This is a genomic window from Streptomyces sp. 6-11-2 (assembly GCF_006540305.1).
GTDB lineage: Bacteria > Actinomycetota > Actinomycetes > Streptomycetales > Streptomycetaceae > Streptomyces.
In genome coordinates, this window is the sequence record NZ_BJOR01000001.1 from 7,058,826 (window position 1) to 7,078,711 (window position 19,886).

The 19,886-nt window shown below is 71.6% G+C and carries 15 protein-coding genes and 1 pseudogene; 7 read left to right on the forward strand and 9 right to left on the reverse strand.

Annotated features, from left to right (window positions below):
• Positions 1–255: 255 nt before the first annotated feature.
• The gene (locus TNCT6_RS31590) at positions 256–654 is read left to right on the forward strand and encodes an STAS domain-containing protein (RefSeq protein WP_301184431.1); all 399 of its coding nucleotides are present in this window, start codon (positions 256–258) and stop codon (positions 652–654) included.
• A 155-nt stretch (positions 655–809) separates the two neighbouring features.
• Positions 810–1,181, forward strand: a complete 372-nt coding sequence (locus TNCT6_RS31595) for a PRC-barrel domain-containing protein (protein WP_141364483.1) — start codon at positions 810–812, stop codon at positions 1,179–1,181.
• An 83-nt stretch (positions 1,182–1,264) separates the two neighbouring features.
• On the opposite strand, the gene TNCT6_RS31600 is transcribed toward TNCT6_RS31595, so the two are convergent.
• The 7 genes from TNCT6_RS31600 to TNCT6_RS31630 all read right to left on the reverse strand — a co-directional run bounded on the left by TNCT6_RS31600 (position 1,265) and on the right by TNCT6_RS31630 (position 11,798).
• Entirely contained in the window at positions 1,265–1,699 is a 435-nt protein-coding gene (locus TNCT6_RS31600) for an ATP-binding protein (protein WP_141364485.1), read from the reverse strand.
• Between the two features lie 275 nt (positions 1,700–1,974).
• A complete protein-coding gene (locus TNCT6_RS31605; protein ID WP_141364486.1) occupies positions 1,975–3,882 on the reverse strand; it encodes a long-chain fatty acid--CoA ligase in 1,908 nt (635 codons plus the stop codon).
• Positions 3,883–4,015: 133 nt separating this feature from the next.
• Positions 4,016–6,250, reverse strand: coding sequence for a 1,4-alpha-glucan branching enzyme (gene glgB / locus TNCT6_RS31610; protein WP_141364488.1), 2,235 nt, complete (start codon positions 6,248–6,250; stop codon positions 4,016–4,018).
• 4 nt (positions 6,251–6,254) lie between these two features.
• The gene (locus TNCT6_RS31615; protein ID WP_141364489.1) at positions 6,255–7,643 is read right to left on the reverse strand and encodes a maltokinase; all 1,389 of its coding nucleotides are present in this window, start codon (positions 7,641–7,643) and stop codon (positions 6,255–6,257) included.
• Positions 7,644–7,672: 29 nt separating this feature from the next.
• Positions 7,673–9,394 (reverse strand): maltose alpha-D-glucosyltransferase, encoded by a 1,722-nt coding sequence (gene treS / locus TNCT6_RS31620; RefSeq protein ID WP_141364491.1) that lies wholly within the window; start codon positions 9,392–9,394, stop codon positions 7,673–7,675.
• Entirely contained in the window at positions 9,391–11,424 is a 2,034-nt protein-coding gene (locus tag TNCT6_RS31625) for an alpha-1,4-glucan--maltose-1-phosphate maltosyltransferase (RefSeq protein ID WP_141364493.1), read from the reverse strand. Before TNCT6_RS31625 ends, treS begins: the two co-directional genes overlap by 4 nt.
• 71 nt (positions 11,425–11,495) lie before the next feature.
• A complete protein-coding gene (locus tag TNCT6_RS31630; protein WP_141364495.1) occupies positions 11,496–11,798 on the reverse strand; it encodes a DUF5133 domain-containing protein in 303 nt (100 codons plus the stop codon).
• A gap of 306 nt (positions 11,799–12,104) precedes the next feature.
• Here TNCT6_RS31630 and TNCT6_RS31635 point away from each other — a divergent pair, with 306 nt between their 5' ends.
• Together TNCT6_RS31635 and glgX are read left to right on the forward strand one after the other, a co-directional pair.
• Positions 12,105–12,617 carry a pep a2 gene (locus TNCT6_RS31635; protein WP_141364497.1) on the forward strand — a complete coding sequence of 171 codons (513 nt, stop codon included), beginning with the start codon at positions 12,105–12,107 and terminating at the stop codon, positions 12,615–12,617.
• The gene (glgX, locus tag TNCT6_RS31640; RefSeq protein WP_141364498.1) at positions 12,614–14,758 is read left to right on the forward strand and encodes a glycogen debranching protein GlgX; all 2,145 of its coding nucleotides are present in this window, start codon (positions 12,614–12,616) and stop codon (positions 14,756–14,758) included. Before TNCT6_RS31635 ends, glgX begins: the two co-directional genes overlap by 4 nt.
• A gap of 701 nt (positions 14,759–15,459) precedes the next feature.
• On the opposite strand, the gene TNCT6_RS31645 is transcribed toward glgX, so the two are convergent.
• Positions 15,460–16,263 (reverse strand): VOC family protein, encoded by an 804-nt coding sequence (locus tag TNCT6_RS31645; protein ID WP_141364500.1) that lies wholly within the window; start codon positions 16,261–16,263, stop codon positions 15,460–15,462.
• Between the two features lie 150 nt (positions 16,264–16,413).
• A complete protein-coding gene (locus tag TNCT6_RS31650; RefSeq protein WP_141364502.1) occupies positions 16,414–17,205 on the reverse strand; it encodes a SigB/SigF/SigG family RNA polymerase sigma factor in 792 nt (263 codons plus the stop codon).
• A 422-nt stretch (positions 17,206–17,627) separates the two neighbouring features.
• Here TNCT6_RS31650 and TNCT6_RS31655 point away from each other — a divergent pair, with 422 nt between their 5' ends.
• The 3 genes and pseudogenes from TNCT6_RS31655 to TNCT6_RS31665 all read left to right on the forward strand — a co-directional run bounded on the left by TNCT6_RS31655 (position 17,628) and on the right by TNCT6_RS31665 (position 19,756).
• The gene (locus TNCT6_RS31655) at positions 17,628–18,083 is read left to right on the forward strand and encodes a MarR family winged helix-turn-helix transcriptional regulator (RefSeq protein WP_141364504.1); all 456 of its coding nucleotides are present in this window, start codon (positions 17,628–17,630) and stop codon (positions 18,081–18,083) included.
• Positions 18,080–18,943: an ATP-binding cassette domain-containing protein gene (locus TNCT6_RS31660; protein WP_141364506.1), complete on the forward strand. Its 864-nt coding sequence runs from the start codon at positions 18,080–18,082 to the stop codon at positions 18,941–18,943. Before TNCT6_RS31655 ends, TNCT6_RS31660 begins: the two co-directional genes overlap by 4 nt.
• Positions 18,903–19,756 (forward strand): annotated as a pseudogene (locus tag TNCT6_RS31665) (ABC transporter permease). The gene TNCT6_RS31660 and the pseudogene TNCT6_RS31665 overlap by 41 nt, the downstream one beginning before the upstream one ends.
• Positions 19,757–19,886: the final 130 nt, after the last annotated feature.

Here is a 19,886-nt window from a genome sequence, read left to right on the forward strand (position 1 = left end):
GGGCCCGCCGACGTGCGTGCATTTCCGCGATTTTCACGGATCTGCGTGATGAGAAATACGCCGCAGGCTAACCCACTCGGCCCGCCCCGAACAAAACACGTGCGTCAATATCCGGCCCGGTGAATTCGCCCCCGTACGCCGTGCATGACCTCGTGGTTCAGGGGTACGCGGGTGTTTTGACCGCACGGCGTACCGCATGACGTCCCGTGCGGAAGAACCCGAAGACCCCGGCCCCGGAAACCCCGTATGACAACAATGCCGCCTTCGCCCTTCAGCCTCTCCGCGGAGACCCGTGGATCCGTCGCCGTGGTGCGCGTGGGAGGCGACCTCGACTACCTCACCCGCGGCCAACTCCTGGACACGGTGACCGTGGTGCTCACCCGGCGCCACGCGGCACGGCACCCGGTCGCCGCCGTACGCCTGGAGTTCTCGCGACTCGAGAGCGTCGACTCCTCCGGCCTGTCCGCGCTGCTCCAGATCCGGCGCCTCCTGGACGAGGCGGGCGTCGCACTCCACCTGGACGAGCGTCCGGCCGTCATGGAACGGCTGCTGGACATGACCGGAACGCTGGAACTGCTCACCTGCCCGCACGGGAACACCTGCCCGCCCGAGAACATCTCCGCGCCCGGGCCCGCCCGTCCGCCGGCGAACTGAGCCCGCGTGGCGACCGCGGCTCCCGCACCCCCGCTCTTCACGGCGCGGCGCCGAATGCCGTGGTCGGAGAAGGGTAGTTGGTGCGGTGGGAGCCGACGGACCGGGACCGCCGGCCCGAGGCTCGTGACACGTCAGCCCGGGGAGGAAGGAGCAGCGTGACCATAGACAGAATCTGGTCGTATCCGCCGCAGGTCGCTCGTACCGAGGAAGAGGACCTGACCGGCTTCACCGTCGTCGCCACCGACGGCACCGTGGGCCACGTGGACCGGGAGGGCGGCCACTCCGGGATGCGGCACCTGGTCGTGGACACCGGGGTGTGGGTGTTCGGCAGGAGCATGCTGGTGCCGGTCGGCATGGTCGCCGGGATCGACCCCTCGGAGAGGAGGATCACGGTGGCCTGTTCGCGCGGCCAGATCAAGGCGGCGCCGCCCTTCAGGACCGACAGCGAGACCAGGGACCCGGAGTATCTGACGCGCGTGGCCGCCTACTACCACGGGCTTCCGCCGCGCGAGGCGACCAGCGCCTGAACCGGCGCGGCCCGCGGGGCGGGTCGCGACACCGCGACCGAGCCCGGACCCCGTTCGCAGCCGGGGCTCCGGGTGATCGGGGCTCACCAGGGCAGGAAGACGTGCACGTCCTTGCCGTGATCGTTGACCACCACGCTCACCTGGTCGCACAGGGTGTGGATCAGGTGCCAGCCGATGCCGCCGCCGCCCCGGCTGGGGCGGAACGGCCGCGGGGCCGGCCGTGTGGTGCTGGTGTCGCTGAGCGTCACGTGCACCCCGTCGAAGGTACGCCGCATCCGCAGCTCGAACGGCCCCGGCGCGTACTGCACCGCGTTCGCCGCGAGTTCCGTGACGACCAGCAGGATGTCGTCCCAGTGTTCGGGTGCCGCCGGCAGCGAGAGCCGTGCGACCTCGTCGAGGAACTCCTCCGCGGCGAGTCGCGCACCCGTGACATGGTGCAGCGCACCCGCGAAGCGGGCGGTGCGGCTCGGAATGCCCTCGCTGGCCAGCGTGTCGTCCCCAGGCGGCTCGAATGCCATCTCGCCTTCCGGCCCGGCCCCGTCGGCCGGGCTGTCGTCCTTTCTTTCCCTTGCGTCCACTGTCTTGTTCCCAGGGGCGCGGAGCCTACGCTTGGGCGTCGCAGGCAGCGGAAGGCAGGCGGCCGGCAGGGGGCGGACGACGGTACGGAGCGGGCAGCACGAAGCCGACAGGAGGCTGACGGCAGCAGGTCGGCGCCAGGTCGGGGCAGGTCGGCGGCAGGGGAAAGGGCAGCGGGCAGCCGGCCCCGTACGGGTCCCGTGTCCTGCGGCCCGCGTCAGCGGAAGACGTTGTCGGAGTCGTCCCAGTCCGCCATCGGGTCGTGCGCGGTGTCCCGGCGCGGGGAGCGGCTCCGCGCCTGGTACATGGTGTCGATCTCGACCGCGTAGTGCCGCACTATGGCGTCCCTGCGCAGCTTCATCGACGGTGTGAGCAGCCCGCTGGCCACGTCGAAGGGCGCGGGCAGCACCCGGAAGACCCGGATGGACTCCGACCGGGAGACGGCGCTGTTCGCGGCGGCCACCGCCCGCTCGATCTCCTCACGCAGCGCGTTCTCCTCGCGCGCCTCCTGCCCCGGCGCGTCCCCCTGCAACGCCAGCGCCGCACGCCAGTGGGCCAGGAACTCCGGATCCAGGGTGATCAGCGCGCCCACGCAGGGCCGGTTGTCGCCCACGACCACCGCCTGGTGGACCAGCGGATGCATCCGCAGCCGCTGCTCCAGCGGCGCCGGGGCCACGCTCTTGCCGCCGCTGGTGACGATGATGTCCTTCTTGCGCCCGGTGATCGTCAGATAACCCTCGGCGTCCAGCTTCCCGATGTCCCCCGTGGCCAGCCAGCCGCCGCGCAGCGCGGCCCCGGTCGCGTCCTCGTCGCCCACGTACCCCTGGAACACCGACGGCCCCTGGACCAGGATCTCCCCGTCGTCCGCCACCTCGATCGCCGTGCCCGGCAGCGCCGTGCCGACGGTCCCCGACTTCTCCCGGCCCAGCGGCTGCATGGTGATGCCGCCGGCGGTCTCCGTGAGCCCGTATCCGTCGTGCACGTAGATGCCGATGCCCTCGTAGAACAAGGTGAGTTCGCGGCTCAGCGGGGAGCCGCCGGAGGTGGCGCGGAGCACCCTGCCGCCCAGCGCGGTCCGCAGCTTGCGGTACACCGTCCGCTCGTACAGGGCGTGTTGCAGCCGCAGGTCGAGCCCGGGGCCCGGACCCTGGCCCAGCCGCTGCCGCTCCGACGCCGCGGCGAAGTCCCGGGCCGTGTCGGCCGCCCGCTCGAACAGCGCGCCGCGGCCGGCCTGCCCGGCCGCGTGCAGGAAGTTCTTGTAGATCTTCTCGAAGACGGAGGGTACGGCGTAGAAGTACGTGGGCCTGAACGTGCGCAGCGCCGACGTCAGCGCCTCCTCGCCCAGCTCCGGTTCGTGGCCCATCAGGACGCCGCCGCGGATGCACAGGCCCTGGACCATCAGTCCGTACACGTGCGAGAAGGGCAGGAAGGCGAGCACCGACGCCTGCTCACCCGGCGGTGCGGCGGTGTGCCCCCAGCCGGCCAGCAGCGTGTCGCAGGGGCTCGCCAGCGCGCGGTGGCTCAGCGCGCAGCCCAGGGCGCGGCCCGTCGTGCCGGAGGTGTACGCGATCGCCGCGGTCGCGTCCGGCAGCACGATCCGGCGCAGCGAGTCCACCGTGGTCGGCGGTATCACCGCTCCCCGTTCCACCAGATGCTCCAGCGCCCCCGCGTCCAGCTGCCACACGTGCTGGAGCCGGGGCAGCGTCGCGCACACCGGGCCGACGGTCATCACGCCCTGCTCGTCCTCGACGACGACGGCCACGCACTCGGAGTCCCGCAGGATCCACTCGACCTGCTCGCGCGAGGAGGTCGGGTAGATCGGGACGACCTCGGCGCCGACCGCCCACAGCGCGTACGCGAGGACCGTCCACTCGTACCGGGTGCGGGCCATGACCGCCACGCGGTGGCCCGGCGAGATCCTGGCGGCCACCAGCCCCCTGGCCAGGTCGACCACCTGGTCCCGCAGCTCCACGGCGGTCACCTCCTCCCACACCGGGGAGGAGGGGTCGGCGCGGCGCGCGAGCACTGGCAGGGTGGGACGGGTCTCCGCGGTCTCGAAGACGCTGTCGGCGAGCCCGCCGGCCAGCGGGGCGACGGCGGACGGAGCGAGGGCGAAGTCGCGCATGCGCTGCTCCTGGGGTTTACGGAGGTGACTCCGCCGATGAGTGGGGTGGTCGACGCGGATCGAATGTAGCCCAGGTCAGCGCGTCACGGGCCCCGAACCGGGAAGTAGCCCCGTTCCCCGCGCCCCCGCCCGCTCAGGCGGGGTGCGGAGTCAGCCAGAGAGTGGCCAGCGGTGGCAGCGTGAGCGTGAGGTGCCCGTCCTCCGGCCCGCCCTCCGGTTCGAGCGGTCCGGGGTTGGCGACGCCGCCGCCGCCGTAGCGGGCGGCGTCGGTGTTCAGGACCTCCCGCCACGCGGTGATCCCGCCCGGCACGTCCAGGCGGTAGCCCTCGCGTACCGCGGGGGAGAAGTGCGACACCGCCAGCAGCGGGGCGCCGACCGCGTCGTGGCGCAGGAACGCGTAGACGTTGTCGTCGGCGGCGTCCACGGCCACCCAGCGGAAGCCCTCGGGCCGGGTGTCGCGCTGCCACAGGGCCGGTGTGGCCCGGTAGAGCGTGTTGAGGTCGCGCACCAGGTCCCGCACCCCGCGGTGGTCGCCCGCGGCGCAGTAGTCCTCGTCGAGCAGCCACCACTCGGGCCCGTGTTGCTCGGAGAACTCGCCTCCCTGGGCGAACTCCTGGCCCATGAACAGCAGTTGCTTGCCCGGGTGGGCCCACATGAAGCCCAGGTACGCGCGGTGGTTCGCGCGTCGCTGCCACCAGTCTCCGGGCATCTTCGACACCAGCGCGCGCTTGCCGTGCACCACCTCGTCGTGCGAGATCGGCAGGACGTAGTTCTCGCTGTAGGCGTACACCATCGCGAAGGTCATCTCGTGGTGGTGGTACTTGCGGTGCACCGGCTCCTTGCTCATGTACTGGAGCGAGTCGTGCATCCAGCCCATGTTCCACTTCAGCCCGAAGCCCAGGCCGCCGCTGTCGGTCGGCGCGGTCACCCCGCCCCAGGCGGTCGACTCCTCGGCGATGGTCACCACGCCCGGGGCGCGCCGGTACACGGTGGCGTTCATCTCCTGGAGGAACGCCATCGCGTCCAGGTCCTCCCGGCCGCCGTACGCGTTGGGCGTCCACTGGCCGGAGTCGCGCGAGTAGTCCAGGTAGAGCATGGAGGCGACCGCGTCCACCCGCAGGCCGTCGACGTGGAACTCCTCGCACCAGTACACAGCGTTCGCGACCAGGAAGTTGCGCACCTCCGTGCGGGCGAAGTCGAACTCGTACGTCCCCCAGTCGGGGTGCTCGGCGCGCTGCGCGTTCCCCGGCTCGTACAACGGGTCCCCGTCGAAGCGGGCCAGCGCCCAGTCGTCCTTGGGGAAGTGCGCCGGCACCCAGTCCATGATCACGCCGATCCCGGCCCGGTGGCAGGCGTCGACGAAGTAGCGGAAGTCGTCCGGGGAGCCGAGGCGCGCGGTGGGGGCGTAGTAGGAGGTGACCTGGTAGCCCCAGGACGGGCCGAAGGGGTGCTCGGCGACCGGCATCAGCTCCACGTGCGTGAAGCCCAGGTCCTTGACGTACGCGGGCAGTCGTTCGGCCAGTTCGCGGTACGTCAGCCCCGGCCGCCAGGACGGCAGGTGGACCTCGTACACCGAGAACGGCGCCTCGTGCACCGGGATGTCCGCGCGGTGCGCCATCCACTCCTGGTCGCCCCACTCGTGGTGGGCGGCCGTCACGACGGACGCGGTGGCGGGCGGCACCTCGGTGCGCCGTGCCATCGGATCGGCCTTGAGGAACCGGCCGCCGTACTGCGAGGTGATCTCGAACTTGTACTTCGCGCCCTCGCCGATCCCGGGCAGGAACAGCTCCCAGACGCCCGCCGCGCCCAGCGAGCGCATCGGGAAGGCCGTTCCGTCCCAGTGGCTGAAGTCGCCGGCCACCCGCACGCCCCGGGCGTTCGGCGCCCACACCGTGAACCGGGTGCCCCGCACGCCCTGGTGGGTCATCGGCTCCGCGCCCAGCGCCTGCCACAGCTGCTCGTGCCGGCCCTCCCGGACGAGGTGCAGGTCCAGCTCGCCGAGGGCGGGCAGGAAGCGGTAGGGGTCGTGGACCTCGTACTCGTCCCGCTCGTAGCCGACCACCAGGGTGTAGTCGGGGATCGCGGCCAGGGGCAGTACGGCCGAGAACAGTGCGTCGCCCTCCGAGGCGAGCGGGGTGCGCTCGCCGTCCACGACCACGCTCACCGCGCGGGCGAAGGGACGCAGCACCCGCAGGGCGATCCCGCCCGGAACCGGATGGGCGCCGAGCAGCGCGTGCGGGTCGTGGTGGGCGCCGGACAGCAGGCGCTCACGGTCGGCGGGATCGAGCGGCGGGGCCGTCCGGGTCCGTACCGCCGGGGGCAGGACGGGGCCGGACGGCTCGGGAAGTGACGTGTCGCGCAGTGCCACCGGTTCAGCCTCCTCTCACGGCGAGACGTTCGATCGCCGCCATCGGTACGGCGAGCCAGTCGGGGCGGTGCCGGGCCTCGTACAGCACTTCGTACACGGCACGGTCCGTCTCGTAGGCCCGCAGCAGGGCGTGTCTCTTACGGGGGTCCCAGCCGGCCCGGGAGGCGTAGCCGGCGCAGTACGCCTCCCGGCAGCGGCGCGCCCACTCCGGGCGCCAGGGGCGGCGCTGGCGGGCGGCGTAGTCGAAGGAGCGCAGCATCCCCGCCACGTCCCGCACCGGGGACTCGGGGATGCGGCGCTCGGCGAGCGGACGCGACGGCTCGCCCTCGAAGTCGATGACGAACCACTCGCGCCCGGCCCGCAGCACCTGGCCGAGGTGCAGATCGCCGTGCACGCGCTGGGCGGGCGGCCCGGCGTCGTAGCTGGCCAGCGCGGCGAACGCGGTGCGCAGCCGGGTCGCGTACGGCCGCAGCGCGGGGACGCTGTGCGCGGCGGACTCCAGATGCTCGGTCATCGTCGCGGCGGTGCGCGCGATGTCCTGGTGGGCGCCGGTGGGGAAGGCACCGGCCAGCGCCAGGTGGACCTCCGCGGTCGCCTGCCCCAACTGGTGCGCCTGGGTGGTGAAGTCGTCACCGGTGGCCAGCGCCCGCAGGGCCAGCGTCCAGCCGTCCGCCGCGTCGCGCAGGAACGGCTGGAGCACCCCGAGCGTCGCCGGCTCCGGTTGCGTGGTGCGGAACCAGGCCACCGGGGCGGGCACCCGGGTGCAGTCCTGCCCGGCCAGGGCCCACGGCACCTCCAGGTCCGGGTTGACGCCCGGCTGGATGCGGCGGAACACCTTCAGGATGAACTCGTCCCCGTACACGATCGAGGAGTTGGACTGCTCGGCGTCCAGCAGCCTGGGCATCAGGGCACCGGGGATCGGTACGGACGCGTCCGCCTCGAAGTGCAGCGGGCCCGAGGCCCCGGGGTGGCGCATCCGCTCCAGGAGCAACTGGGCCGAACGCGGGTCGCACAGCGCGTCGTAGATCGCGAGGCCGGCCAGCGGCCCCTCCTCGGGGCGGCCGATGAACGCCCGGTGCAGCCGCGGGGCCGGCTGCCGCCGTACGCCGAGCAGCAGTTGGTAGCAGTCGGCGGGCGGCGGGGCGGGCGTGCCGGTGGGGGCGGGGACCGTGCCGGGACCGGAGGGGACGCCCGCGTGCTCGGCGTGGACGAGCAGATGCAGACAGTCCGGGAACAGCTCCGTCATCGACAGCAGACGCAGATCGGTGACGGGCCGGTCCTTGCCGGCGAACCAGCGCTGCCGCGGCAGCCATGCGCGCAGCAGTGAGCCGAGCGAGGCCATGGGCCCGGCCAGGCTCCCGGCGCTCGGCGACAGCGACGCGGTCTTCGGCATGGTCACACCTCCTTTCGTCGGCCGCACGCTCACACGCGTCGGCCGGTCCGGGATGCGACGTCGGCGGTGAGCCGGAACCAGTAGAAGCCGTGGCCCGCCAGGGTCAGCAGGTAGGGGAGTTCACCGATGGCCGGGAAGCGGACTCCGCCGATGAGTTCGACCGGGTGGCGTTCCTGGAAGGCCCGCAGGTCGAGTTCGGTGGGCTGGGCGAAGCGGGAGAAGTTGTGGACGCACAGGACCAGGTCGTCCTTGTACTCCCGCAGGAACGCGATGACCGCGGGGTTGGAGGACTGGAGTTCGGTGTAGGAGCCGAGTCCGAAGGCGGGGTTCTGTTTGCGGATCTCGATCATGCGGCGGGTCCAGTGCAGCAGCGACGAGGGGGAGGACATCGACGCTTCGACGTTGGTGACCTGGTAGCCGTAGACGGGGTCCATGATCGTGGGCAGGTAGAGGCGGCCGGGGTCGCAGGAGGAGAAGCCGGCGTTGCGGTCGGGGGTCCACTGCATGGGGGTGCGTACGGCGTCGCGGTCGCCGAGCCAGATGTTGTCGCCCATGCCGATCTCGTCGCCGTAGTAGAGGATCGGGCTGCCGGGCAGGGAGAGCAGCAGGGCGGTGAAGAGCTCGATCTGGTTGCGGTCGTTGTCGAGGAGGGGGGCGAGGCGGCGGCGGATGCCGATGTTGGCGCGCATGCGGGGGTCCTTGGCGTATTCGGCCCACATGTAGTCGCGTTCTTCGTCGGTGACCATTTCGAGGGTGAGCTCGTCGTGGTTGCGCAGGAAGATGCCCCACTGGCAGGTGGCGGGGATGGCGGGGGTCTTGGCGAGGATCTCGGAGACGGGGTAGCGGCTTTCCCTGCGGACCGCCATGAAGATGCGGGGCATGACGGGGAAGTGGAAGGCCATGTGGCACTCGTCGCCGCCGGCGGCGTAGTCGCCGAAGTAGTCGACGACGTCCTCCGGCCACTGGTTCGCCTCCGCCAGCAGCACGGTGTCCGGGAACATCCGGTCGATCTCGCGCCGCACCCGCTTGAGGAAGGCGTGGGTCGCGGGCAGGTTCTCGCAGTTGGTGCCTTCTTCGGCGTAGAGGTACGGCACCGCGTCCAGCCGGAACCCGTCGATGCCCAGGTCCAGCCAGAAGCGCAGGGCGGCCAGGATCTCCTCCTGCACCGCGGGGCTCTCGTAGTTGAGGTCCGGCTGGTGGGAGAAGAACCGGTGGAAGTAGTACTGGCCGCGGACCGGGTCGAAGGTCCAGTTCGAGGTCTCGGTGTCGACGAAGATGATGCGGGCGTCCGGATAGCCCCTGTCGTCGTCGGCCCACACGTAGTAGTCGCCGTAGGGGCCGTCGGGGTCCTTGCGGGAGTCCTGGAACCACGGGTGCTGGTCGCTGGTGTGGTTCATGACGAAGTCGATGATCACGCGCATGCCGCGCTGGTGGGCGGCGTCGACGAACTCCACGAAGTCGGCCAGGTCGCCGAACTCCGGGAGCACGGCGGCGTAGTCGGACACGTCGTAGCCGCCGTCCCTCAGCGGGGACTTGAAGAACGGCGGCAGCCACAGGCAGTCGACGCCGAGCCACTGGAGATAGTCGAGCTTGGCGGTCAGGCCCTTCAGGTCGCCGACGCCGTCGCCGTTGCTGTCCTGGAAGGAGCGGACGAGGACCTCGTAGAACACGGCACGCTTGAACCACTCCGGGTCCCGGTCCCTGGCCGGGGCGTCCTCGAAGATGTCGGGGACGGGCTCGTTGACAGTCATGGCGCTGGGGGCCTTCCGATCTCGGGAGAGGTGGACGATCGCTGGACGTGGAGCACGTGCGCGGGTCGTTCGCCTGGTACCAGACGTACGTAGTTGGCCCTGCCCCAGTGGTGGGTCTCACCGGTGAGCTCGTCGCGCACCGGCACCGACTCGTGCCAGTCCAGGCCGAGTTGCGGCATGTCCAACGAGACCGTGGCCTCCTGGGTGTGGTGGGGGTCGAGGTTGGCGACCACGACGACCGTGTCCGGTCCCTCGCTCTTGCTGTAGGCGATGACGGCATCGTTGTCGGTCGCGTGGAAGCGCAGATTGCGCAGGCGGTGCAGCGCGGGGTGGCGGCGGCGGATGTCGTTGAGCCTGGTGATGAGGGGGGCGATGGTGCGGCCCTCGCGTGCGGCGGCTGTCCAGTCGCGGGGTTTGAGCTGGTACTTCTCCGAGTCGAGGTATTCCTCGCTGCCCGGTTTGAGCGGGGTGTTCTCGCACAGTTCGTAGCCGCTGTAGATGCCCCAGGAGGGGGCGAGGGTGGCGGCCAGGACGGCGCGGACCTCGAAGGCGGGGCGGCCGCCGTGCTGGAGGTAGGCGTGCAGGATGTCGGGGGTGTTGGTGAAGAGGTTCGGCCGCATCCAGGCCGCCGCCTCGCCGGACAGCTCGGTCAGGTACTCGGTGAGTTCCTGTTTGGTGTTGCGCCAGGTGAAGTAGGTGTAGGACTGCTGGAAGCCGGTCTGGGCCAGGGTGTGCATCATCGCGGGGCGGGTGAACGCCTCGGCCAGGAAGATCACGTCGGGGTCGGTGGCGTTGATGCCGGCGATCACGCGTTCCCAGAAGACGACGGGTTTGGTGTGCGGGTTGTCGACGCGGAAGATCCGTACTCCGTGGTCCATCCAGTGCCGCAGTACGCGCAGGGTCTCGTCGATCAGGCCGTCCATGTCGGCGTCGAAGGCGATGGGGTAGATGTCCTGGTACTTCTTGGGCGGGTTCTCGGCGTAGGCGATGGTGCCGTCGGGGCGGTGGTGGAACCACTGGGGGTGTTTGTGCACCCAGGGGTGGTCCGGGGAGCACTGGAGGGCGAAGTCCAGTGCGATCTCCAGGTTCAGTTCGCGGGCGCGGGTCACGAAGTGGTCGAAGTCGTGGATCGTGCCCAGGGCGGGGTGGACGCTGTCGTGGCCGCCCTCGGGGGAGCCGATGGCCCAGGGCACGCCGACGTCGTCGGGGCCGGCGTCCAGGGAGTTGTTGCGGCCTTTGCGGAAGGTGGTGCCGATGGGGTGGACGGGGGGCAGGTAGACGACGTCGAAGCCCATGGCGGCGATCGCGGGCAGGCGGCGGGCGGCGGTGCGGAAGGTGCCGTGCGGCTGCTCGGGGGTGCCCTCGGAGCGGGGGAAGAACTCGTACCAGGCCCCGTACAGCGCGCGTTCCCGCTCGACGAGCAGGTCGAGCGGTGCGGAGGCGGTGACCAGGTCCCGCAGCGGATGCCGGGCGAGGACCGCGTCCACCTCCGGCGTCAACGCCGCCGCCAGCCGGGTCATCACCGGCAGCGAGTCGTCCTCGAGCGCCGCCGCCGCCGCGAGCACGGTGTCCCGCTCCGGCCCCTGCGGCGCTCCGGCCGCCGCCCGGGTGTGCAGAGCGGCCCCCTCCTCCAGCACCAGCCCGGCGTCGATGCCGGCCGGAACCTTGACGGAGGCGACGCGGCGCCAGGTGACGACCGGATCCGCCCAGGCCTCCACGTGGTACGTCCAGCGGCCGGCCGCACCTGGAGTGACCTCGGCGCCCCAGCGGTCGGTGCCGGGCGCCAGCTCGCGCATCGGCGTCCACGGGCCGGGCCGGCCCTCGGGATCCGTCAGCACCACGTTCGCGGCCACCGCGTCGTGGCCCTCGCGGAACACGGTGGCGGTGACAGGGAACGTTTCTCCCTCGACCGCCTTGGCCGCTCGCCTGCCGCCCTCCACGGCCGGACGGACGTCCCGCACCGGGATGCGGCCGATCACCGGGGCCGTAGTCGAGGCCGTACCGGCGGCCTGGCTCGGGGTCGAACTCATGGGTGTCACCTCCACCGTGCTCAAGGCCGGGCTCGCGCCCGGCCGGGGAATCGGGTCGTGCCGGGCGGAACCTACCTCCCGGCGCAGGAACGTCTCTGGACCGCCTTCGGCGGGCCCCGGCGGGGGACGGAGCTCCGGTGCGGCCGGCCGCTCTGCTCCCGCAGGTAGGTGCCGAGGCTGGTGCACAGATAGCGCTCGGCGGCGTCCGCGGCCTCCCGCGCGCAGCGTTTCCCCATCAGTACGCACAGGGTGTAGCCCGAGTCCTCGAAGGTGGACCGCACCCGGCGGTCGTCGGGCGACGCGAGCATCGCGCGTTCCCACGCCCGGTAGCGGCGCAGATGCCGGGCGACTTCGGCTTTGGCGGGTAGCAGCATGGCGCCGTTCACCTTTCGGATGCGCTCGATGGGCTCGTTTCCCCGACAGCCGGGGCGGCGACCGCGCACGCGTGGGCAGCGGTCCCGTTTACGGCGCTCGAGACTTCACTCATGGTGCACGTTCAACGACACAGCGTCCTGTTGGATCTTCAACAAGCGTGCTGACCTGCTCCTGTTGCACGAATGGCGTAGCGCGCGCACATTGGATCTGACGCAGAGGCAACACATGCTCACGTTTCGTGATTTCGGGGCTCCTCGCACCTGCGGGAGCGGAGCGTGGGCCTCGCCGGTGAGGAGCCAACGACGATGAAGACCGCAGTGCCCTGTTACTACCACCTCGACGTGGAAGTCAGCCCGGAACGGGTCGGGCAGGTCAGGCGCATCCTGGCCGCGCACCTGCGTTTCTGGGACCTGGAGGACCTCGTCGACCCCGTGTGCGGGGGTGCCGAGATGCTGCTGAAGGCCATCGACGAGCACGCCACCGACAAGCGCACCTCCATCGAGATGTGGTGGACCGGCCAGCACCTGATCACCGCCGTCGGGGAGAACAACCACGACCTGCGCCCCGACCAGGACCTGCGCGGCTGCCTGGCCCGTATCGCGGCGACCAGCGACGGCTGGGGCTGCTGTGCCGCCCGGACCGGCAGCAAGATCATCTGGTTCTCGCAGCGGGCCCGCGCCGGGGTGCGCGTCCCGCTGGTCCCGACGGCCCCGGACCCGGCCCTGCGCGAGGGTCTGAAGACGCCGCGCGAGATGCCGGTCATGGCACTGGCCGCTCCGCTCAGCGAGCCGCAGGCCGTGCTGGAAGCGGCTCCATGACCGGGCGAAGACGACGGAAAGGGGTACCCGTGTGGAGCGGGTACCCCTACCCGCTGGGGGCGGCGTACGACGGGAAGGGCACCAACTTCGCCCTGTTCAGCGAGGTGGCCGAGCGCGTCGACCTGGTTCTGGTGGACGACGCCGGCGCCCATCGCGACGTGCCGCTGACCGAGGCCGACGGCTTCGTGTGGCACGGCTACCTGCCCGGTGTCGGGCCGGGGCAGCGCTACGGATACCGGGTGCACGGGCCGTGGCACCCGTCCGCCGGCCACCGGTGCAACCCGAGGAAACTGCTCCTCGACCCCTATGCCACGGCGGTGGACGGGCAGATCGACAACCACCCCTCGCTGTACGAGCGGGCCGCGCACGGCCCGGATCCGGCCGACAGCGCCGGGCACACCATGCTGGGTGTGGTGACCGAACCGGCCTTCGACTGGGGCGACGACCGTCCACCGCGGCGGGCGTACTCCGACACTGTGATCTACGAGGCGCACGTACGCGGCCTGACCCGCACGCATCCCGAAGTGCCGCCCGAACTGCGAGGCACCTACGCGGGGTTGGCGCACCCGGCGGTGATCGAGCACCTGACCTCGCTGGGTGTGACGGCGATCGAGCTGATGCCGGTCCACCAGTTCGTGCACGACGGCGTGCTCCAGGGCCGGGGCCTTTCCAACTACTGGGGCTACAACACCATCGGCTTCTTCGCACCTCACAACGGCTACGCCGCCGGCGGTATGCGCGGGCAGCAGGTCGCCGAGTTCAAGTCGATGGTCAAGGCGCTGCACGCGGCCGGGCTCGAGGTGATCCTCGACGTGGTCTACAACCACACCGCCGAGGGCAACGAGAAGGGCCCCACGCTGTCTTTCCGGGGCATCGACAACGCCTCGTACTACCGCCTGGTCGACGGCGACTGGGCGCATTACTACGACACCACGGGCACCGGCAACAGCCTGCTGATGCGCCACCCCTACGTGTTGCAGCTGATCATGGACTCGCTGCGGTACTGGGTCACCGAGATGCACGTCGACGGCTTCCGTTTCGACCTCGCGGCCACGCTGGCCCGGCAGTTCCACGAGGTGGACCGGCTGTCGGCGTTCTTCGACCTGATCCAGCAGGACCCGGTGATCAGCCGTGTGAAGCTGATCGCGGAGCCGTGGGACCTCGGCGAGGGCGGCTACCAGGTGGGCAACTTCCCGCCGCTGTGGTCGGAGTGGAACGGCCTGTACCGGGACGCGGTACGGGACTTCTGGCGCGGCGAGGAGCACACGCTCGGCGAGTTCGCCTCCCGGCTGACCGGATCCGCCGACCTGTACGCCCACAACCGGCGCAGGCCGCGCGCCAGCGTCAACTTCGTGACCGCGCACGACGGGTTCACGCTGCTCGACCTGGTGTCGTACAACGACAAGCACAACGAGGCCAACGGTGAGGGAAACCGGGACGGCGAGAGCGCCAACAGGTCATGGAACTGCGGGGCGGAGGGGGACAGCGACGACCCGGCCGTTCTGGAACTGAGGGCCCGCCAGCAGCGCAACTTCCTTGCCACACTGCTGCTTTCGCAGGGCATCCCGATGCTGTGCCACGGCGACGAACTGGGGCGTACCCAGGGTGGCAACAACAACGCCTACTGCCAGGACAACGAGGTCTCCTGGATCGACTGGCGGCTGACCCGCGAGGAGCGGGAACTCGCGGACTTCACGCGATACCTGATCGGCCTGCGCAGCGCCCACCCCGTGCTGCGCCGGCGCCGCTTCTTCCAGGGGAAGACCGCGACCCGCAACGACCAGCCCCTGCCCGACCTGGTGTGGCTGCTGCCGGACGGCCGCGCGATGGCGGAAGAGGACTGGCAGCGCTCCGACGCGCACTCCGTCACGGTCTTCCTCAACGGCGACGCCATCGCCGAACCCGACCGGCAGGGCCGTCCCTTGGTGGACGACTCCTTCCTCCTGCTGTTGAACGGCTACTGGGAACCGGTCGACTTCCGTCTGCCCGGCCGTGCCTACGGCGACCGCTGGACCACCCTCCTCGACACCGCCGAACCCCTGGGCCCCCCGGACGAGGCCGAGCACAAACCGGGCGGCACCCTCCGCGCCGACCCCCGCAGCCTGATCCTCCTGTCCCGGCCGCCGAAAACTCCCCACTGACCACAGCCGGGCGTGCGGGGGTGCCGGTGAGCGGGGCCGGGGCCTTCCGTCCCGTGTGCCGAACCTGGTGGCGGCCGGGGCCTGTCGCCGTGCCGGGGCGGAGCGACGGGTTCCGGAGCACCCGCACGTCCTCCGACCCGTGCCGCGCACGGGATCTCGGCCCCGGGCCGGAACCTCCGTCCGACCGCCCCGACACGCCCCCCGCCGACCCGCACCGGGATCTGCGGCCTACGCCCGCGCTTCGGGTAGCGCGCGGCGGGCTTCGGCGCTGTGCGTGCCGCGATGCCAGTCGGCTACTCCGATGCGCCTGACCGCGCGGCACCGCTTCGATGCTTGCGTCGGCCCGCGGCCTGTGGCCGGTGGTGGGATGGGCTGCCGTTCAGGCCGTGCGGCGGGATGTCACGGTGGATTGGGCGCCGTCCTGGTCGCGGGGCAGGGCTTTGGCGGGGGCCTTGTGCGGGGTGGTTGTCGGTGTGATGCCGGTGGCGTGGGGCGCAGAGCGGGCGTCGGCCTGTGGCCGGTGGTGGGATGGGCCGCCGTTCAGGCCGTGCGGCGGGATGTCACGGTGGATTGGGCGCCGTCCTGGTCGCGGGGCAGGGCTTTGGCGGGGGCCTTGTGCGGGGTCGTTGTCGGTGTGATGCCGGTGGCGTGGGGCGCAGAGCGGGCGTCGGCCTGTGGCCGGTGGTGGGATGGGCCGCCGTTCAGGCTTCGCGGCGGGACGTCACCGTGAACTGGGCGCCGTCCCGGTCGCGGAGTACGGCCTCGTCGGGGCCCTCGCGCAGGACGCTGCCGCCGTGGACCTCGGCGGCGCGGGCGCAGGCGGCCACGTCGGCCACGCGGAAGTGGATCTGCCAGTGCGGGCGGATCGTGGGGTCCGGCGCCGCCTCCAGCGCGCCGGACTCGATGCGTGCCACGACCTCGCCGTGGCTGCGCAGCACCACCTCGTCGCCCTCGTAGCGGACCTCGCAGCAGCCGGGCCGCCGTGAGGCCCAGTCCAGGACCTCGCCGTAGAAGATCGCGGCGTCGAAGGCGTCGCGTGTGTGCAGCCGGATGAAGGCCGGCGCGGCCTTGCGCCAGGTCTCCCAGTCCGTGAAGAGGTCACCCTCCCAGATCCCGAAGGTCGCGCCGTCCCGGTCGGCCAGCAGCGCCGCGCGCCCCGGCGGGAAGGAGATCGGGCCGACCGCGGCCGTACCGCCGCGTTCCTGCACCCGCGCGACAGCCTGGTCGGCGCTGGGCACGGCGAAGTACGGCGTCCAGGCGACCGCCATCTGCCACATCGCGGCCACCGCGCCGATCCCCGCGACCGGGGCACCCTCCGCGAGCGCGATGCGGAAGTGGTCGCCGAGTCTGGCCGGACGCCACTCCCAGCCCAGCACCGCCCGGTAGAACTCCTCCGTGGCCTGGAGGTCCCGGCTGGTCAGGCTCACCCAGCAGGGCGCGCCGCACACCGAGTGCGTGGAGACGACGTCGGGAGAACTGCCGGAAGGTGTCCTGTCGTGGTTCATGTCCCGTCCTGGTCGTGTCAGACCGGTTTGCACCAGCCTGACACCAGTGTCCGACCGGCACGCGGAAGACGCCTGCCGAGTACCCGCGGGACGCCGCCGAAACGGCGCGGGACACGGCAGCCCCGCCCCGCGGGCGAGCCGCGGCGCGGCTCACCCGGCCTCGGCGAGCAGCTCCTCGCGCAGCTGGGCGAAACACCCGCTGAGCAGGCGCGAGACATGCATCTGCGAGATGCCCAGCTGCTGCGCGATCCGGCTCTGCGTCATGCCCCCGAAGAACCTGAGGTACAGGATGGTGCGCTCGCGTTCGGGCAGCGCCTCCAGACAGGGCCTGACCGCCACCCGGTCCACGACCAGGTCGAACCGCGCGTCGGCCTCGCCCAGCCCGTCGCCGAGCGCGTAGCCGTCCGTACCGGGGACCTCCGCCTCCAGCGACAGCGCGGCGAAGCAGTCCAGGGCCTCCATCCCGGTGTGCACGTCGCTCACGCTCAGGTGCGCGTACTCGGCGATCTCGGCCACGGTCGGCGTCCGGCCGGGCGTGGTCTGCGCCAGCTCCTTCGTGGCGCGCCGTACCCGGTTGCGCAGGTCCTGGACCCGGCGCGGCACGTGCAGCGTCCACATGTGGTCGCGGAAGTGCCGCTTGATCTCCCCGGTGACCGTCGGCACGGCGTACGCCTCGAACGCGTAGCCACGCGCCGGGTCGTAGTGGTCGACGGCCTTGACCAGGCCCAGCGCTGCCACCTGGTACAGATCCTCCAGGGCCTCGCCCCGCCCGCGGAACCGTACGGCGATCCGCTCGGCCATGGGCAGCCACACCTGTACCAGCTCGTCCCTCAGCGCCTTGCGCTCGGCGCCGTCGGGCATGCAAGCGAGCCGCTCGAACGCCTCGGCGGTGTCGGGGGCGTCGTCGTGCGGATGGGCCTTCGTTCTGCCGGTGGTACGCATGAGCTGCGCCTCCCTCAGCAGGTGCTGGATGGACGGACACCTTGGGAGGGGCGGGGCTCGGACCGAACGGAGATGAACAACGGGGCCCGGCGCGCCGGCTCCCACGGACGTGCCTCCTGTCCGAAGCACTGGACTCGGGATTCCCGAAGTCGGCGATTTCGAAACTGTTCCGGGAATGCGGTGACGGTATGCGACCGCACGAATCTCAATTGTTGTCCAGAATCCGGAGAATCGCCACCGGAGGAATTGCGTGCATTTCCATGGCGGTGCGAATGCGGACGCGCCCGCCGGTTCCGCGCCGTGCCGGAGCCGCCTCCGCATCCGCCTCCCCGCCGCCTCCGCACCCGCCCGCCGCCGCGCCCGGGGCATCCTTGACCGGCTCTTGGGGTGATTACCTCTGCTACAGAGATAATCTGGTGGACGTGACCCCGGAGACCTTCCCCGAAGAGCTGGCCGACGCCCTCGTCGGCGTCCAGCGGCTGATCCGCCGACGACTGCGCGCCGGGATGACCGTGCCCCGGCTGCGCGGTGCCGAGAACGAGCTGCTGCGTCTGGTCGAGGGCCGCCCCGGCATAGGCGTCTCGGAGGCCGCCAAGGAGCTGCACCTGGCGGGCAACTCCGTCTCGACACTGGTCAACCAGCTCGTCCGGGACGGTCAGTTGATCCGTGAGACGGACCCCGCCGACCGGCGGGCCGCGCGCCTGCTGCTGACGGAGGCAGCCAGGACCCGCCTGCGCGACTGGCGGGAACGCCGCGCGGCCCTCGTACGCCATCAGGTGGACCGGCTCGACCAGACGGACCGGGACGCGCTGCGCGCGGCGGTGCCCGCCCTGCGCAGACTGGCCGAGAACCTGCACGAGGAGGCCGATCGCCCATGACCCGGAACGCTGCCGCCGAGCCGGCCGACGACGCCGTCGCCTGCACCGGACTCGCCTACGCCTTCGGCGACACCAACGCCGTCGACGGCGTGGACCTGTCCGTGCGCCCGGGCGAGGTGTTCGGGCTGCTCGGCCCGAACGGCGCCGGGAAGACCACGGCGATCCGCTGCATCACCACCCTTCTGCCGGTCCCCTCCGGCATGGTCCGCGTCTTCGGCCGCGACGCCGCCTCCGACCGCATGGCGGTACGCCGCCTGCTGGGTTACGTCCCGCAGCAGTTGTCCGCCGACGCCGCCCTCACCGGCCGGGAGAACGTCACCCTGTTCGCCCGCGTCTTCGACGTCCCGCGCCGCGAACGCGCCGAACGGGTCGCCCAGGCGCTGGCCGCGGTCGGTCTGGCCGACGCCGCCGACCGGCTGGCGAACACCTACTCCGGCGGCATGGTCCGCCGCCTCGAACTCGCTCAGGCCCTGGTCAGCTCACCCCGCCTGCTGATCCTCGACGAACCGACGATCGGCCTGGACCCGATCGCCCGCACCGGGGTGTGGGAGCACATCGGCGCGGTCCGCGCCGCCACCGGCATGACGGTCCTGGTGACCACCCACTACATGGACGAGGCCGACACGTACTGCGACCGGGTCGCCCTGATGCACCGCGGCCGCATCCGGGCCCTCGGCACCCCGGCCGAGCTGCGCGACGGACTCGGCGAGCGCCGCCGCGCCCAGGGCGCCCCGGCCACGGACCCGCTGCCCACGCTGGAGGACGTCTTCCGCGACGTGGCCGGCAGCGGCCTCGACGACACCTCAGGAGACTTCCGCGATGTCCGAAGTACCCGCCGCACCGCGCGCCGCGTCGGCTGACGCCGTCAGCGCCGACGACATCGGGCTGCTGCTGCGGCCCCCGCAGCCCCGTGCCGGCTGCTGCCCGCCCGGGTCGTCGCCATGTGCGCGGTGGAGCTGCAGAAGCTCCGCCACGACCGCACCGAGCTGTACACCCGCGCGGTGCAGCCCGCCCTGTGGCTGCTGATCTTCGGTCAGACCTTCACCCGCATCCGGGCGATCCCCACCGGCGGCATCCCGTACATCGACTTCATGGCGCCGGGCATCATCGCCCAGTCCGCCATGTTCATCGCGATCTTCTACGGCATCCAGATCATCTGGGAGCGCGACGCGGGCGTCCTCAACAAGCTCCTGGTCACTCCGACCCCGCGCTCCGCCCTGGTCACCGGCAAGGCGTTCGCGGCCGGGGTGAAGGCGCTGATCCAGGCGATCGTCGTGATCGCCATCGCCGCCCTGCTCGGTGTGGCGCTGACCTGGAACCCGCTGAAGCTGCTGGGCGTCGCCGCGGCCGTCGTCCTCGGCTCGGCGTTCTTCGCCTGCCTGTCGATGACCATCGCCGGCATCGTGCTCAGCCGCGACCGGCTGATGGGCATCGGGCAGGCGATCACGATGCCGCTGTTCTTCGGTTCCAACGCCCTCTACCCGATCGCCGTCATGCCCGGCTGGCTCCAGGCCGTCAGCAAGGCCAACCCGCTCAGCTATCAGGTCGACGCCCTGCGCGGGCTGCTGCTCGGCACCCCCGCGCACCTCGCCACCGACTTCGCCGTCCTCGTGGTGGCCGCCGCGCTCGGCATCACCGCGGCCTCCGCGCTGCTCGGCCGCCTGGCCCGCTGACGACGCCCTGCGGACCGCCGGCCGGGCCGCCCGTCGGAGTGATGTGCGGCACGCCCCGGAGACCGCTTCGAGGGCCCGTCGGCGAATTCCTCCTGCCCACGGCTTGATCAGCGATCAAAGACGGTGAATT

Coding starts and splice junctions, on each gene's coding strand:
- TNCT6_RS31590 (WP_301184431.1), top strand. CDS start 256: ATGCCGCCTTCGCCCTTCAGCCTCTCCGCGGAGACCCGTGGATCCGTC.
- TNCT6_RS31600 (WP_141364485.1), bottom strand. CDS start 1,699: ATGGCATTCGAGCCGCCTGGGGACGACACGCTGGCCAGCGAGGGCATT.
- TNCT6_RS31605 (WP_141364486.1), bottom strand. CDS start 3,882: ATGCGCGACTTCGCCCTCGCTCCGTCCGCCGTCGCCCCGCTGGCCGGC.
- TNCT6_RS31615 (WP_141364489.1), bottom strand. CDS start 7,643: ATGCCGAAGACCGCGTCGCTGTCGCCGAGCGCCGGGAGCCTGGCCGGG.
- treS (WP_141364491.1), bottom strand. CDS start 9,394: ATGACTGTCAACGAGCCCGTCCCCGACATCTTCGAGGACGCCCCGGCC.
- TNCT6_RS31625 (WP_141364493.1), bottom strand. CDS start 11,424: ATGAGTTCGACCCCGAGCCAGGCCGCCGGTACGGCCTCGACTACGGCC.
- TNCT6_RS31630 (WP_141364495.1), bottom strand. CDS start 11,798: ATGCTGCTACCCGCCAAAGCCGAAGTCGCCCGGCATCTGCGCCGCTAC.
- TNCT6_RS31635 (WP_141364497.1), top strand. CDS start 12,105: ATGAAGACCGCAGTGCCCTGTTACTACCACCTCGACGTGGAAGTCAGC.
- glgX (WP_141364498.1), top strand. CDS start 12,614: ATGACCGGGCGAAGACGACGGAAAGGGGTACCCGTGTGGAGCGGGTAC.
- TNCT6_RS31645 (WP_141364500.1), bottom strand. CDS start 16,263: ATGAACCACGACAGGACACCTTCCGGCAGTTCTCCCGACGTCGTCTCC.
- TNCT6_RS31650 (WP_141364502.1), bottom strand. CDS start 17,205: ATGCGTACCACCGGCAGAACGAAGGCCCATCCGCACGACGACGCCCCC.
- TNCT6_RS31660 (WP_141364506.1), top strand. CDS start 18,080: ATGACCCGGAACGCTGCCGCCGAGCCGGCCGACGACGCCGTCGCCTGC.